This is a genomic window from Candidatus Moraniibacteriota bacterium, assembly GCA_016699425.1.
In the GTDB taxonomy this organism is placed as follows: Bacteria; Patescibacteriota; Minisyncoccia; order Moranbacterales; family UBA1568; genus SSEF01.
Window position 1 is genome coordinate 821,873 of sequence record CP064975.1, and the last position, 12,644, is coordinate 834,516.

Annotated in this window: 22 protein-coding genes and 1 pseudogene; all 23 read right to left on the bottom strand. The window is 54.1% G+C overall.

Annotated features, from left to right (window positions below):
* Positions 1–2: 2 nt before the first annotated feature.
* Complete coding sequence (gene rpsE, locus IPJ68_04230) at positions 3–593, bottom strand: 30S ribosomal protein S5 (protein ID QQR78264.1); 591 nt, start codon at positions 591–593, stop codon at positions 3–5.
* Positions 594–628: 35 nt separating this feature from the next.
* A complete protein-coding gene (locus IPJ68_04235; protein ID QQR78265.1) occupies positions 629–985 on the bottom strand; it encodes a 50S ribosomal protein L18 in 357 nt (118 codons plus the stop codon).
* A gap of 16 nt (positions 986–1,001) precedes the next feature.
* Positions 1,002–1,538, bottom strand: a complete 537-nt coding sequence (rplF, locus tag IPJ68_04240) for a 50S ribosomal protein L6 (GenBank protein ID QQR78266.1) — start codon at positions 1,536–1,538, stop codon at positions 1,002–1,004.
* 10 nt (positions 1,539–1,548) lie between these two features.
* Entirely contained in the window at positions 1,549–1,953 is a 405-nt protein-coding gene (gene rpsH, locus IPJ68_04245) for a 30S ribosomal protein S8 (protein ID QQR78267.1), read from the bottom strand.
* A gap of 30 nt (positions 1,954–1,983) precedes the next feature.
* On the bottom strand, positions 1,984–2,169 hold the full coding sequence (locus IPJ68_04250) for a type Z 30S ribosomal protein S14 (GenBank protein QQR78268.1): 186 nt from the start codon (positions 2,167–2,169) through the stop codon (positions 1,984–1,986).
* Between the two features lie 11 nt (positions 2,170–2,180).
* Positions 2,181–2,744 carry a 50S ribosomal protein L5 gene (rplE, locus tag IPJ68_04255; protein ID QQR78269.1) on the bottom strand — a complete coding sequence of 188 codons (564 nt, stop codon included), beginning with the start codon at positions 2,742–2,744 and terminating at the stop codon, positions 2,181–2,183.
* A 4-nt stretch (positions 2,745–2,748) separates the two neighbouring features.
* Positions 2,749–3,057, bottom strand: coding sequence for a 50S ribosomal protein L24 (gene rplX, locus IPJ68_04260; protein ID QQR78270.1), 309 nt, complete (start codon positions 3,055–3,057; stop codon positions 2,749–2,751).
* Positions 3,058–3,061: 4 nt separating this feature from the next.
* On the bottom strand, positions 3,062–3,433 hold the full coding sequence (gene rplN / locus IPJ68_04265) for a 50S ribosomal protein L14 (protein ID QQR78271.1): 372 nt from the start codon (positions 3,431–3,433) through the stop codon (positions 3,062–3,064).
* Between the two features lie 20 nt (positions 3,434–3,453).
* Positions 3,454–3,714: a 30S ribosomal protein S17 gene (gene rpsQ / locus IPJ68_04270; protein QQR78272.1), complete on the bottom strand. Its 261-nt coding sequence runs from the start codon at positions 3,712–3,714 to the stop codon at positions 3,454–3,456.
* 22 nt (positions 3,715–3,736) lie between these two features.
* Entirely contained in the window at positions 3,737–3,934 is a 198-nt protein-coding gene (gene rpmC / locus IPJ68_04275) for a 50S ribosomal protein L29 (protein QQR78273.1), read from the bottom strand.
* Between the two features lie 4 nt (positions 3,935–3,938).
* Complete coding sequence (rplP, locus tag IPJ68_04280; protein ID QQR78274.1) at positions 3,939–4,355, bottom strand: 50S ribosomal protein L16; 417 nt, start codon at positions 4,353–4,355, stop codon at positions 3,939–3,941.
* 24 nt (positions 4,356–4,379) lie between these two features.
* A pseudogene (rpsC, locus tag IPJ68_04285) lies at positions 4,380–5,049 on the bottom strand (30S ribosomal protein S3).
* A 5-nt stretch (positions 5,050–5,054) separates the two neighbouring features.
* Positions 5,055–5,507 carry a 50S ribosomal protein L22 gene (gene rplV / locus IPJ68_04290; GenBank protein ID QQR78275.1) on the bottom strand — a complete coding sequence of 151 codons (453 nt, stop codon included), beginning with the start codon at positions 5,505–5,507 and terminating at the stop codon, positions 5,055–5,057.
* 10 nt (positions 5,508–5,517) lie between these two features.
* A complete protein-coding gene (gene rpsS, locus IPJ68_04295; GenBank protein QQR78276.1) occupies positions 5,518–5,853 on the bottom strand; it encodes a 30S ribosomal protein S19 in 336 nt (111 codons plus the stop codon).
* 103 nt (positions 5,854–5,956) lie between these two features.
* On the bottom strand, positions 5,957–6,784 hold the full coding sequence (gene rplB / locus IPJ68_04300) for a 50S ribosomal protein L2 (protein QQR78277.1): 828 nt from the start codon (positions 6,782–6,784) through the stop codon (positions 5,957–5,959).
* Between the two features lie 4 nt (positions 6,785–6,788).
* Complete coding sequence (rplW, locus tag IPJ68_04305) at positions 6,789–7,100, bottom strand: 50S ribosomal protein L23 (GenBank protein ID QQR79253.1); 312 nt, start codon at positions 7,098–7,100, stop codon at positions 6,789–6,791.
* Positions 7,101–7,134: 34 nt separating this feature from the next.
* Positions 7,135–7,776 carry a 50S ribosomal protein L4 gene (rplD, locus tag IPJ68_04310; GenBank protein ID QQR78278.1) on the bottom strand — a complete coding sequence of 214 codons (642 nt, stop codon included), beginning with the start codon at positions 7,774–7,776 and terminating at the stop codon, positions 7,135–7,137.
* A gap of 8 nt (positions 7,777–7,784) precedes the next feature.
* Positions 7,785–8,384: a 50S ribosomal protein L3 gene (rplC, locus tag IPJ68_04315; protein ID QQR78279.1), complete on the bottom strand. Its 600-nt coding sequence runs from the start codon at positions 8,382–8,384 to the stop codon at positions 7,785–7,787.
* Positions 8,385–8,711: 327 nt separating this feature from the next.
* Entirely contained in the window at positions 8,712–9,041 is a 330-nt protein-coding gene (gene rpsJ / locus IPJ68_04320; GenBank protein ID QQR78280.1) for a 30S ribosomal protein S10, read from the bottom strand.
* 71 nt (positions 9,042–9,112) lie between these two features.
* Positions 9,113–10,303, bottom strand: coding sequence for an elongation factor Tu (gene tuf, locus IPJ68_04325; protein QQR78281.1), 1,191 nt, complete (start codon positions 10,301–10,303; stop codon positions 9,113–9,115).
* Between the two features lie 320 nt (positions 10,304–10,623).
* Positions 10,624–11,046 (bottom strand): twin-arginine translocation signal domain-containing protein, encoded by a 423-nt coding sequence (locus tag IPJ68_04330; GenBank protein ID QQR78282.1) that lies wholly within the window; start codon positions 11,044–11,046, stop codon positions 10,624–10,626.
* 212 nt (positions 11,047–11,258) lie between these two features.
* Complete coding sequence (locus IPJ68_04335) at positions 11,259–11,618, bottom strand: hypothetical protein (GenBank protein ID QQR78283.1); 360 nt, start codon at positions 11,616–11,618, stop codon at positions 11,259–11,261.
* On the bottom strand, positions 11,590–12,627 hold the full coding sequence (locus IPJ68_04340; GenBank protein QQR78284.1) for a transposase: 1,038 nt from the start codon (positions 12,625–12,627) through the stop codon (positions 11,590–11,592). Before IPJ68_04340 ends, IPJ68_04335 begins: the two co-directional genes overlap by 29 nt.
* Between the last annotated feature and the right edge of the window lie 17 nt (positions 12,628–12,644).

Below are 12,644 nucleotides of genomic sequence, written 5' to 3' on the forward strand. Positions count from 1 at the left end.
TCTTAGGCGGCGACTTCCGCTGGGCTAACTTTTTCTTTGACTTCTTTGACCTCCGACTTGGCTTCGACGGCTTTTTCCGCCACAACTTCTTCTGGCTTGGTGCGGAGCTTCTGGAGGGCGAGGAGTGTTGCCTGAGCAACATTCAGATTATTGGAGCTCCCGAGACTCTTGGCGATGATGTCTTTTGCTCCAAGAAGATCCATAACCGCTCGTACGGCACCTCCGGCGATGAGCCCACGACCAGCTGTGGCGGGTTTGAGAAGCACCTTGGCACTCCCGTACTTGGCATTCACATCGTGCGCGATCGAGCTCCCTGTAAGCTGGACTGTGATCATGCTCTTCTTCGCGGCCTGGAAGGCTTTCTGGATCGCATCCGAGACATCGCTCCCTTTGGCGACACCGACACCGACTTTGCCTTTGCGATTGCCGATGACGAGGGTCGCGCGGAAACGGAAACGCCGTCCGCCCTTCACGACACGCGTTACGCGCGCGAGATTGAGCATTTTCTGATCGTACTCCGGTCGTTCACGGCGCTGTCCCCGTGGTCCACCGCGACGTGGCCGCCCACCCTTCGATTGTTCATTTGTCGCCATAGAGCGTGATTATAGAGCGTTTACGTATTCAAAACTTACATGGTAATGCCTGCTCCTCGCACGGCTTCAGCGACAGCCTTCACCTTGCCATGATAGAGGTAGCCGGCCCGATCGAACACCGCCGCCTTCACACCGAGCTTGACCAGACGTTCACCGAGAAGCTTACCGATCGCGCTCGCCTCAGCGACGGTATTCTTTCGCTTCTTACCGAGCTCGAGGAAATTGGCCTGAGCCAGGGTCTTACCCGCCTGGTCATCGATGGCTTGTACAGAGACGCCTCGGAGACTACGATGGACAGCAACCCGCGGACACGCTGGCGTACCGATTATCTTCGATCGAACTCTGACATGCCGCCGGATGCGCTTTTCGATTTTGTTCTGTAGCTTCTTCATAAAGTTTCATTCTCAATTAGGCCGCGGCTTTCTTGCCTTCTTTGTGCCGCACCTGCTCACCGACATAGCGGAAGCCTTTGCCCTTATACGGTTCGACGGGTTTGAGCTTCTTCACCACTGCGGCAAATTGTCCGACTTTCTGCTTGTCGAGGCCCGTTATCGTGAGCACATTATTCTCGATTTTCACTTCGAGACCATCTGGCACCTCCATCACCACAGGGTGAGAGAAACCCAGCGCAAGGGTCAGTTTCTTGCCAGCGGCCGTCATGCGATAGCCGACGCCATTGAGCTCCAACGCTCGAGAGAATCCAGTCGTCACACCTTCGAAGAGGTTCTTCACGAGCTTGGCCATCGTCCCCCACATAGCGAGAGCCTGAAGTGAACTCCCCTTCTTCTCGATCGTGATCTGGCCGTCCGCGATCGTGATCGAGACGTCGAGCGTATGCGTCAGAGACAGCGTGCCCTTCGGACCCTTCACGGTCAACACGTTTGCGTGCAGTGAGGCTTCGCAATTGGCCGGGATCTGAAATGGCTTTTTTCCGATTCTACTCATAGTCGTGATATTACCAGGCTTGGCAGATATATTCCCCTCCGAGTCGGCGCTTGTGCGCTGCGAGTCCAGTCATGAGTCCCTGAGAGGTCGAGATGATCGAGATGCCATAGCCGTTCTTCACTTTGACAACCTCATTCTGCTTCACATAGACACGGCGGCCCTCCTTGCTGATCCGCTCAATTTCCTGGATGGCCGGCTCACGCTTCGTGAGCGAAACCTGGCGATACTTCAAGCCGATGACCAGAGTCTTTCGGATGCCCTCTTCAATCACCTCCACGCTCTCGACAAAGCCTTCCGCCTTGAGAATCTCGGCGATCGCCAGTTTCATTCGGGAAGCCGGAAGAGCAACGCTCGGATGGCCGGCGCGCTGGGCATTCCTGATTCGAGTAAGCATTTCTGCGATTGGGTCTAACATAATCGAGTGTGATGTTTGAGGATCTCGTAATTACCACGATGACTTCCGAACGCCTGGTATCTCGCCTTTGCTCGCGAGCTCACGGAAGCAGATGCGGCAGATATCGTACGCCCGGAGATACCCATGCTTCCGGCCACAGCGCCAGCAACGCCGCACGATCCGAGTCGAGAACTTCGGCGTCTTCTGAGAGCGAGCGTAGGTCGATGTTTTTGCCATATGCTTCGTGTTTAGTGTGAGGCTTCTTGGGTAACCGTCTGGAGTGGGAGACCGAGGGCACGGAACAGACATTCGCCAGCTGTTTTGTCTTTGGCGGTCGTGACAATCGTGACTTGGAAGCTGAAAACGGTCTGGACTTTTTCCGGAATGATTTCTGGGAAGACCATGTGTTCTTTGATACCGATATTGCAATTGCCATAGGTATCGACCGATCGGAGTGTGATGCCCTGGAAATCACGCACGCGCGGCAGGGCCACATGGACGAGCCGGTCGAGGAAGTCCCACATCCGCTTGCCGCGTATGGTCACACGCATCCCGACTTCGAGCTCTTCACGGATCTTGAACCCGGCGATGGCCTTGCGCGCCTTGGTCGCGACGACCTTCTGCCCGGTGATCATCTCGAGTGACGAACGAATCTCTTCGATCCGGTTCGCCTCCTTGAGGAACTTGCCGACGCCCACGTTCACGACCACCCGGTCGATTTTCGGGAGTGCATTCGGATTCTCCGTTTTGAGGAGCTGCTTCAGCGCCGGGAGAGCCTTCTGTTCGTAATTTTTCTTGGTGAGGGATGACATATCGCTAGTTCAAATCTTTGCCGGATTTCTTACTGACGCGGACTTTCTCGGTGCCACTGACCCGGTACCCGACACGCGATGGCTTGCCAGTCTCCGGGTCAACGAGCATGACATTCGAGACATGGATCGGCATCGCCAGTTCCACACGCTCACCCTTTTCACCCGCTGTCTTAGCCTTGCGATGACGCTTGCCCATATTCGCTCCTTCGACGATGACCTTATCGAGCGTCGGAAACACGCGAGACACGGTGCCACGCTTGCCCCGGTCCTTGCCGGCTATTACTTGCACTTGGTCGCCTTTCTTGATCTTCATAACCTTAGAGTACTTCAGGAGCGAGTGAGACGATTTTTGCGAATCCCTTTTCGCGCAGTTCACGGGCAATCGGTCCGAAGATACGGGAACCCTTCGGATCCTGCGTCGTGCCTTCGAGGATGACGGCCGCGTTCTCATCGAAACGGATATAGGAGTTGTCCTTGCGACGATGGGCGGTCCGCTGGCGGACGATGACTGCCTTTACCTTGTCACCCTTCTTCACGAGACCACGCGGCTCCGCGACTTTGACCGAGGCCACCACGATATCGCCGAGACCAGCATACCGGCGGCGTGTGCCACCGAGCACCTTGAAGCACTCGATGACTCGGGCCCCGGAGTTGTCTGCGACGATCAGTCTGGATTCTGCTTGGATCATAGTCTAGTCTCAGGGAGCATTTATTCAGCAATGACGATATGGTGTTTCTCTTTCGAAAGCGGGCGGCACTCGCGAAATGTCACCACCGTACCGAGCGCGTATTCCTTACCCTCCGTTTCCACCTTGTAGCGCTTCGTTGCTTGGTACTGTTTCTTATATTTCGGGTGCGTCTTGAGGGTCTCAACAGCGACCACCACCGTGTTCTTCATGCGATTCGAAACCACCGTGCCTTTCCAGGTCGGGGTATTCTTCTGCTTACTGGTGTTCGGTGCTGTCGTCATACACTTGTTACATTCATCGGGCTTAATCTTGTTTCATGCCTTCTTCACGCTCGAGCGTCAGGAGCCGGGCGATATCGCGCCGCGTTTTCCGATGCTCGCTGTGCTGCTTCGAAGCGCGTGTCGCGAGATCGAAACGGAGCACTCGCAGGCGATCACGGAGCTCGAGCAAGGTCTTCTCGCGCTCACCGACTGTTTTTTCCCGCCATTCTTTCGCTTTCATACGCTTATTCTTTGACAACAAATCGGCTCTTCACAGACAGTTTGTGGGCTGCGAGCCGCATCGCCTCAGCCGCTGTAGTTTTCGAGACACCATCGAGCTCAAAGAGCATCCGACCAGCCGAAACCTTGGCCGCAAAATGGTCCGGCGTCCCCTTCCCCTTCCCCATCGGGACCTGCTCGCCCTTCTTGGTAATCGGCTTATCTGGGAAAATACGGATCCAGACCTTGCCACCGCGCTGAATGAACCGGGTCATAGCCCGCCGCGCCGCTTCAATCTGACGAGCCGAGATGATACCGCCCTCAGTCGCCTTCAGCCCGAAAGCGCCAAAGCTAATCTTGTCGCCACGCGACGCCACCGTACCAACGGGATTGTATCCGCGTTGGACTTTTCGGTGCTTCACTTTTCGGGGCATGAGGTTCATAGCCGTCTTCTTCTGGTATCGAGATTATTCTTCGGTCTTTTCCTTTTCTTCAAACTTCTCTCCCTTGTAAATCCAAACCTTCACACCGATGACACCATAGGTTGTCCGTGCTTCATAGCGAGCGAAATCCACTTCAGAACGGAGCGTATGGAGCGGGATTTTCCCGCGGGACAGCCACTCACGTCGGGACATCTCGGCACCACCCAGCCGGCCCGCGATTTCGATCTTTACGCCGAGGATAGCTTTGTTCGCTTCGACCTGGTCGAGCGTGCCCTTCAGGACGCGGCGAAACGGGGTGCGTTTCTCGAGCTGCTCCGCCACCTGCTGAGCGACAAGCATCGCGCTCTCTTCCATATACTTCACTTCCTGGACTTCGACTTTGAGGTCGACTTTCTTGCCGGCAAAGAAACGCTTGCGGAGAACCCGGGTGAGGTCCTCAATCCCGGTACCACCGCGGCCGATGAGGACGCCCGGACGAGACGTCCGGATGATCAGCTTCATCATGCCCGTGGATCGCTCGATCTCAACTGAAGCGATGGCCGCGCTCTTCCACTGCCTCTGGATGAACGCTGCGCATCTCGACATCCTTCCGGAGATTGGTGCGGAGGCTCTTCTTGCTATCGGCAAACCAGCGTGACTGCCAGTCAGCGGTGATGCCGAGTCGAATTCCAGTTGGATTGGTCTTGTTTCCCATAGCGCTTAGGCTTGCTTGTTTTCAGACTTCTTAACAGTTGTTGGTTTCTTGGCGGTCATCGTCGAAGTTTTGGCGACCTTCTTCACTACTGCTTTCTTCGCGACAGCTTTCACCGACGCCTTCGGAGCACGCTCATCCAGGATGATATGGATTTTCGATGTCCGACGGAGGATCGGTGTCGCCTGACCAAATGCCTTTGGTGTGAAGCGCTTTAGCCGAGTACCGTCGAGCACACGGACTTCTTTCACGTACAGAGCCTCTTCGGCGAGTTTAAAATTGTTCTTCGCGTTGGCGATGGCGCTCTTCAGAAGCACAGTAATCGGCTGAGAGCTCCGCTTCACCTGTCGACGGAGCTGGACGAGCGCCGCCGCGACAGGCAACCCCACAATCGAGTGGGTGACCAATCGCACCTTGCGAGGGGCGATGCGCAGATTGTTCAGCTTGGCTACAACGCGCATAGAGTCTCAGTTATTTCTTGTCAGAACTTTTGGCGGCCTTCGCAGCATCGAGTTCACGTTGCTTGCCAGCGAGCTCGATTTCCTTCTGCATCTTGCCACCGTGGCGAGAGAACTTCCGCGTTGAAGAAAACTCGCCCAGCCGATGACCAACCATTTCTTCAGTCGCCAGCACGGGAATGAAGTCCTTGCCATTGTGAACACCAAAGGTAAAGCCTACCATCTCAGGCGCGATGATGCAAGCACGCGACCAGGTCTTGATGACCGTGCGGTCGCCGTGTTTCCGTCCTTCGAGCTTCTTCAAGACTCTCGGGTCGACGTATGGTCCTTTTTTGAGACTGCGTGACATAATTCTTGACTATCTACCAACAACCGACAACTGACGACAATGCTCCTCTCTGGATGACTCGGGCATTACGGTGAGTTGTAGGTTGTCGGTTGTATGTCGTTAGTTATTTCTTATTGCGGCGGCGAATGATGTACTGGTTGCTACGGTGCTTACGTTTGCGAGTTTTCTTACCGAGTGCCGGCTTCCCCCATGGTGTCTTCGGGTGCATACCAAGCGGCTGCCGACCTTCACCACCACCGTGCGGGTGATCGACCGGGTTCATGGCCGTACCCCGGACTGTCGGACGACGGTTCATGTGACGGGCGCGACCCGCCTTGCCGATACGCTCGGCACTGTGTTCAAAATTACTCACCTGGCCGATTGTCGCATAGCAGTCCTTTGGAACGAGACGGACCTCGCTCGAGGACAGTTTCACCTGCGCCATCGGTCCATCGAGCGCCATGAGGGTCGCCTGGGAACCAGCACTCCGGACGATCTGTCCGCCCTTGCCGCGCTGCATTTCGATATTGCAGATGGTCGTACCAGCAGGAATATTGGAAAGCAGAAGTCGATTTCCAGGCGCGACCGGCGCTTCCGGACCCGACACAACCGTCTGCCCAGCTCGCATATCATGTGTCGCAAGGATATAGCGCTTTTCTCCGTCTGCATAGGTGAGAAGGGCAATCAAGGCCGAGCGATTTGGATCTTTCTCGATCGAGGCGATCTTTGCCGGGATACCGTGCTTGTCCTGCTTGAAATCGATCATGCGGTAGCGCCGTTTGGCTCCCCCGCCCTGGTGACGGACAGAAATTTTTCCGAGCGAGCGACCGGCTTTCTTCGGCAACGGGGCCAGCAATGTCTTTTCCGGTTTCTTGTCCGTCAAAGCATCCGGCTTCACGACTGACATGAAGCGGCGACCAGCAGTATTCTTTTTGTAGATCTTGATGGCCATAGTCTTAGATACCGGCTTGGAATAACTGGATTGATTCGCCCTTCTTGAGCCGGACGAGCGCTTTTTTCACCGAACTCCGCTGACCGACCGTTCGGCCGAGGTTTTTACGCTTGCCCGGAAGGCGCACCATATTCACAGCGATGACTGTGACACCATAGGCTTCCTCGACCGCCCGTTTCACCTCAGTCTTGGTCGCCGCACTTGCCACCTGGAATACATACTGGTCGAGCGCGTTCACAGCATATGCCTTTTCGGTGATGCGTGGACGAAGCAATACGCGCGTCGCCAAGGACGAGAGTTGCTTCTCGACTTTCATTTCTTTGGTTGCGGTCGGTTTCGTAGCCATACGATTATTTCTTCCAGCTCTTGAAGCGAGTATCAATTTCCATGAGCGCATTCTTGCTCATGAGCACGTACTCAGCCGAGAGGAGGTGCAGGACATTCAGGTCGGGATTGTGAACGACGGTAGCGGTCGGGATGTTGCGTATCGCACGCCCCTCGGACTGTTCAGCGGTCATGAGGCTCACGACGACTTTGCGTGGATTGATGGCGAGTGCGTCCAGCGCCGTATTGAAGGCCTGTGTCTTCTGGTTGGCGACAGCGAGCGTGTCTGCCACGACAAGTTTTCCGGTGCGAAGCTTTTCCGACAAAGCGATGAGGACGGCTTTCTGGCGCATCTTTTGGCTGACTTCACGGTAGAAATTCCGCTCATTCGTCGGTCCGTGGGTGACGCCACCTTTGCGCCAGAGCGGACTCCGGACGGAACCGGCCCGAGCACGCCCCGTTCCCTTCTGTTTCCATGGCTTCTTGCCAGTCCCCGCACGTTCGCTCCGGTCCTTGGTATGGGCGATAGTGCTCCGGAGATTGCCCATGAGGACGGTGAAAACTTGGTGAACGAGCGCATCATTGCGCTTCACATCAAAGATCCGGTCGTCGAGCTCAATCGTTTCGACATCCTGTCCGGCTAAGTTTTTGACAGTGATCTTGGACATAAGGTCAGTTATTTGGCGCTGCGGATTTCAACGATACGACCCGTTACCCCGGGCACCGCGCCGCGAACACCGAGAATACCCTTCTCCTCATCAATGAAATCAACAACGAGATTCTTCACGGTGAATCGATCTGCACCCATCCGTCCCGCCATGCGGCGGCCCTTGATGACGTGCTCCGGAAATGTCGCCCCGATTGATCCGGGCTTCCGCAGGTCATGCTTGCCACCATGACTCCCGCGACCCCCTGCAAAACCGTGACGCTTCACGACACCCTGGAAACCTTTGGCCTTGGTAATGCCCGAGATATGAACCTTCTCACCGACAACAAACTGAGCAACCGTGAGAGTTGAGGCAACCGCGAGCGACTCAAGTGTCTTCACTGCTTCTTCCTCGGTTGTGTCGTTGAGATCGAGGCGGAACTCACGGGCCGTCATGACTTTCTTGGTCTTGGGATGGGAAAGCTGGACGGCGACATAGCCGTTCTTCTCAGTCGTCCGATGCAGCGCGATAGTGTTCGGTTCGCACTCGATCAGAGTCACGTTCAACGCTCCCTTGGCTTCATCAAAGAGTGTCGTCATGCCAAGTTTTTTCCCCAAAAGACACTTCATATGATTCGCTCGTGACTTACTTTCTGATTTCAACAAAAAAACTGGATCGCCGTCCACGCGTGCCAGTTCCTGTCTGGCTCGCTTAGTATCCCCGCCCGCAACGCTTCGCGTAGCGATGCGGACGGACCACATCTGACTACACTTAGCTTACGCGTCCATCACTCTATGGACAGGGACTTGAACGAGTACCTCACTATTTTCTTTAAAATCCTTGTTTCTGGATGGGCTGCGCAAAGCCACCGAGGAACCGAGCAAGGTGTATAAGAATACATCGAGCTCGGGCCGGAGATGAAGCGAAAGCAGATCGCCAGAAACAAGGATTTTAAACTACATTTTGATCTCAATATCCACCCCCGCTGGCAAATCCAGATTTGTGAGGTTGTCGATCGTCTTTGCATTCGGGTTCAGGATATCGATGAGCCGCTTATGCACCCGCATCTCATACTGATCGCGCGCATTCTTGTGGACGAACGTCGACCGATTGACCGTCACCTTGTGGATCTCGGTCGGGAGCGGAACTGGGCCAGTGATTTCGGCACCTGTTCGCTCTGCGGTTTCGACGATCTTCCGAGCCGACTGATCGATGACCTTGTGGTCATACGCCTTGATCTTGATGCGGACTCGCGTCGTCACTTCCTCTTTTTTCTTGGTAGCCATGATTGTGAATGAGTTCTTTTGAGAGAACAGTCCCCAGCGCCTCACGAGGTGCTGGGTCAGTTCCGTCAAAGTTACTTGATGATTTTTGTCGCGACACCGGCACCGACGGTACGACCACCTTCACGGATAGCAAAACGCATACCCTCTTCCATGGCGACCGGAGCGATGAGCACGATCTTGAGTTTCACCGTGTCACCTGGCATGACCATTTCCGTCCCCTCCGGGAGGATGACTTCGCCGGTCACATCCGTCGTCCGAATATAGAACTGCGGCTTGTAGCCTTTGAAGAACGGGGTGTGACGGCCGCCTTCTTCCTTGTTCAGGATATAGACTTCGCCCTCAAATTCAGTGTGCGGAGTGATTGATCCAGGCTTGGCCAACACCTGGCCGCGCTCGACGTCTTCCTTTTTGATACCCCGGATGAGGAGACCGGCGTTGTCACCTGCCTGGCCACGGTCGAGTTGCTTGTTGAACATCTCGATACCGGTCACGACCGTCTTGGCTGTGTCACGGATACCGACGATTTCGACTTCTTCGTTGATATTGACGACCCCCCGCTCGATTCGGCCAGTGACGACGGTTCCACGGCCTTCGATGGAGAAGATGTCTTCGATCGGCATGAGGAACGCCATTTCTGTGTCACGGACTGGTTCTGGGATACGCTCGTCAAGTGCCGCGACGAGGTCGAGGATCGGCTTGGCATCGGCGTCATCGATTGACTTGGACTCAAGTGCCTTCAGACCACTCCCACGAATGACCGCGGCATTGTCGCCATCGAAATCGTACTTGGAAAGAAGTTCGCGGACTTCGGCTTCGACGAGGTCGATAAGCTCGGCATCGTCCACCATATCCACCTTATTGAGGAACACAACGATGTTCTTCACACCGACCTGGCTCGCCAAGAGGATATGCTCACGCGTCTGCGGCATCGGACCGTCTGTTGCAGACACAACGAGAATCGCACCGTCCATCTGGGCGGCACCAGTGATCATGTTCTTGATATAGTCCGCGTGGCCAGGACAGTCGACATGCGCGTAGTGGCGTTTGTCGGACTCGTACTCACAGTGAGACGTCGAGATAGTGATACCGCGCTCCTTTTCCTCCGGCGCCTTGTCGATCTCGTCGACACCTTTTTCCTTGGCAAAGCCCTTCATGGAGAGCACGTGAAGGATGGCGGCCGTCGTGGTCGTCTTACCGTGGTCGACGTGACCGATCGTGCCGACGTTTACGTGCGGCTTAGTTCGCTGAAATTGCTCTGCCATACTGTTGACTGACACCCGAAGCCGTCTTTGACGACTTTCTTGTGTACATCATTAAGTAAATGATTGATTACGAAAAATTTTTCATTTTCCTGGTCCGTCCTCACCAACAGACAAAAACGGCTCAGGAAAGCGTCAATCAGGATAATAGCAAGGAGAAAAAATCCTGTCAACCCCAGCACCCTTTCTACAAAAAAATAGTCCCTTCTTCGTGTTTATGCCGTGAAGTGGCTATGCCTTTTGTCTTCAAATTACTCGAGATTCTCCTCTGAAATGGTGCGGGGTCAAGTCCAGCCCTGTTTCACGCCGTAAACCAGTCTTCCTTAGTATTTTCCAAAGGCCTTCAGGAGCGCATCACGACATGCCTTGCCGTGTGGCGATCCAGGGAAACCAGCCATTCTCCCTTCTTTTATACTTCCATCCGGGAGAGAAATAGTCGCAATGATTGTGTACACTTCTAATTCATCGGGTGGCATATATTGAAACTGAGCAGCGGCACCGGACGCAAGCGTATTGAGTGTCTTGGCTATTGCTTTCTTATCAAATTCTGTCACAACAACTCCTCTCTCAAAGAAGAGGTCACCCCCTGTCTCTGCTTGAGATTCGGACGGGAGTGCCTCGAGTACTGCACCCGCCGCCGCAGCACCCGCTACCTTTAGAAATGTCCGCCGACTCATAACCGCTTTATCTTCCGGGGAAAGTTCCTTTTCTGTTGGAGCCGAGGACACGCTCTCAAAACCTAGCATAAGGAGGATTTTAGAAATTATCTACTTTCCTTATTCTACACCTCTTTCAGGTTCAATATGAATAGCCCCCTCATCACTCCACATATCCAAGACCAGTGATGCCCTGATGGCCCTTCTGAGTGGGATTTCCTGATTATTCTTAAATGAAGATCCCGCGGCGGCTGATGCCACACGCGGGATATCGGAATTTCTTGCTGACTTTAATCTGGAAGCTACTCGATGAACATCCCATAATAGCCATCGGGAGCCACGCGGAACTGATGCGGGGCTTGTTTCGCCCCTCCTTCATATCCCCACACATAGGACGTCCGGGGTACCCATTCTTCCGCCCTCACCAGCTTTCCGTACCGCGTACACTCCTCCCATTCCCTGTCAGGAGTAAAGACGTACACGCAGTACTGAACACCCGTTTCCGGATGCGCCATAAACGCCAGTGAGATCAAGGATCGATATGTGAGGCGTTGCCAGTGCTCCTTTCTCATGCGAGCGATGAGTGTGAAGAAAGACGCTGGATAAATCGGGACAGTAGTTACCGTTACCTTTTCAGTTGATAGTAGGACGCTTTTTTTCAAAAAGTTTTACTGCTTCTACGCCTAGTTTTACTAATGTCTCAGGCCAGCGAGCCTGTTTTTTGATACTCAAAGAGAGTGAAGGGTAACCGTTCAAATATTTAAATTTAGCTTCACAATCTGTAAAAGGCTTGGTTCTCCTCCGTATCATCCACGCATTCAACCAACACTGAGCCGAAGCAAAACTCTGAAAACCCTTGATCGTCTTCAGCCTCCCATTGAGATGGGAATTGTAGAGTTCAATGAGATTGGTGTTGTTGGGACAGCCTGGCAGCAGCAAGTAATTGAAGAGTTCCTCCTGCCGGTACGCTATCTCACTTACGATGTTTTTGAGCAGACGTTTCTCTCTCTTGATGCTCGCGGCAAAAGATCGAATGGCGTTCGTCACATCCTCTCGTTCTCCAAACACGCTCTCCTTGAGAGCGTAAAAGAAGGGCCGGTATCGCTCTTCACTCCGCACCCGTAAAGCCACCCGGATATTCTCCAGGTAGTGGTTGTGGCAGAGCTGCAGCCGAGCCGACGGAAAAACCTTCAGGAGAGCCTTTTTCAGGCCAGAGCGGTCATCGGCGACCACGATCTGAAGATCATAGCCAAGTTGCTTCACTTGATGGAAGAAACGTGAGAAGGACACCTCATCTTCCGCTGTATACAAAGCCCCGAAGGGAATATCGTGGGTCAAGTAATCAATGCCGTAGAGAAAAGGAATCTTTCTCGCAAAGCCTTTGACCGCCACATACTTCCCATCCATGACAAGGATGCCCGAGAAGCGTCTCGGGTCACAGAGGGTTTGCGTCAGAGCGTCATTGGAAGGAAGTTGTGCTAATTCTCTTGTAACTCTCACGAAGGCTTGTTTTCCCGAGAGACCATATTCATCTCCTAATTTACGAAACGGTACCCCATCAATATGCTCGATCCACAGCAGTCTCGGATCATGCCCGAAGTAACGAGAAAAAGAATGTTCACAAGCACGACACAGGTAGTGATGGCTGTAGCCTTGGGAGCCATTCTTCACCGTCTCACGACTGCTGC

Bases quoted from the DNA above. Each gene is read 5' to 3' on its own strand.
- IPJ68_04330 (QQR78282.1), bottom strand. From the start codon at position 11,046: ATGCTAGGTTTTGAGAGCGTGTCCTCGGCTCCAACAGAAAAGGAACTT.
- rplD (QQR78278.1), bottom strand. From the start codon at position 7,776: ATGTCCAAGATCACTGTCAAAAACTTAGCCGGACAGGATGTCGAAACG.
- IPJ68_04235 (QQR78265.1), bottom strand. From the start codon at position 985: ATGAAGAAGCTACAGAACAAAATCGAAAAGCGCATCCGGCGGCATGTC.
- rplW (QQR79253.1), bottom strand. From the start codon at position 7,100: ATGAAAGTCGAGAAGCAACTCTCGTCCTTGGCGACGCGCGTATTGCTT.
- IPJ68_04250 (QQR78268.1), bottom strand. From the start codon at position 2,169: ATGGCAAAAACATCGACCTACGCTCGCTCTCAGAAGACGCCGAAGTTC.
- rpsQ (QQR78272.1), bottom strand. From the start codon at position 3,714: ATGACGACAGCACCGAACACCAGTAAGCAGAAGAATACCCCGACCTGG.
- rplC (QQR78279.1), bottom strand. From the start codon at position 8,384: ATGAAGTGTCTTTTGGGGAAAAAACTTGGCATGACGACACTCTTTGAT.
- rplE (QQR78269.1), bottom strand. From the start codon at position 2,744: ATGTCATCCCTCACCAAGAAAAATTACGAACAGAAGGCTCTCCCGGCG.
- rplV (QQR78275.1), bottom strand. From the start codon at position 5,507: ATGCGCGTTGTAGCCAAGCTGAACAATCTGCGCATCGCCCCTCGCAAG.
- rplX (QQR78270.1), bottom strand. From the start codon at position 3,057: ATGAAGATCAAGAAAGGCGACCAAGTGCAAGTAATAGCCGGCAAGGAC.
- rplF (QQR78266.1), bottom strand. From the start codon at position 1,538: ATGAGTAGAATCGGAAAAAAGCCATTTCAGATCCCGGCCAATTGCGAA.
- rpmC (QQR78273.1), bottom strand. From the start codon at position 3,934: ATGAAAGCGAAAGAATGGCGGGAAAAAACAGTCGGTGAGCGCGAGAAG.
- rpsE (QQR78264.1), bottom strand. From the start codon at position 593: ATGGCGACAAATGAACAATCGAAGGGTGGGCGGCCACGTCGCGGTGGA.
- tuf (QQR78281.1), bottom strand. From the start codon at position 10,303: ATGGCAGAGCAATTTCAGCGAACTAAGCCGCACGTAAACGTCGGCACG.
- rplB (QQR78277.1), bottom strand. From the start codon at position 6,784: ATGGCCATCAAGATCTACAAAAAGAATACTGCTGGTCGCCGCTTCATG.
- rpsJ (QQR78280.1), bottom strand. From the start codon at position 9,041: ATGGCTACCAAGAAAAAAGAGGAAGTGACGACGCGAGTCCGCATCAAG.
- rpsH (QQR78267.1), bottom strand. From the start codon at position 1,953: ATGTTAGACCCAATCGCAGAAATGCTTACTCGAATCAGGAATGCCCAG.
- rpsS (QQR78276.1), bottom strand. From the start codon at position 5,853: ATGTCACGCAGTCTCAAAAAAGGACCATACGTCGACCCGAGAGTCTTG.
- rplP (QQR78274.1), bottom strand. From the start codon at position 4,355: ATGAACCTCATGCCCCGAAAAGTGAAGCACCGAAAAGTCCAACGCGGA.
- rplN (QQR78271.1), bottom strand. From the start codon at position 3,433: ATGATCCAAGCAGAATCCAGACTGATCGTCGCAGACAACTCCGGGGCC.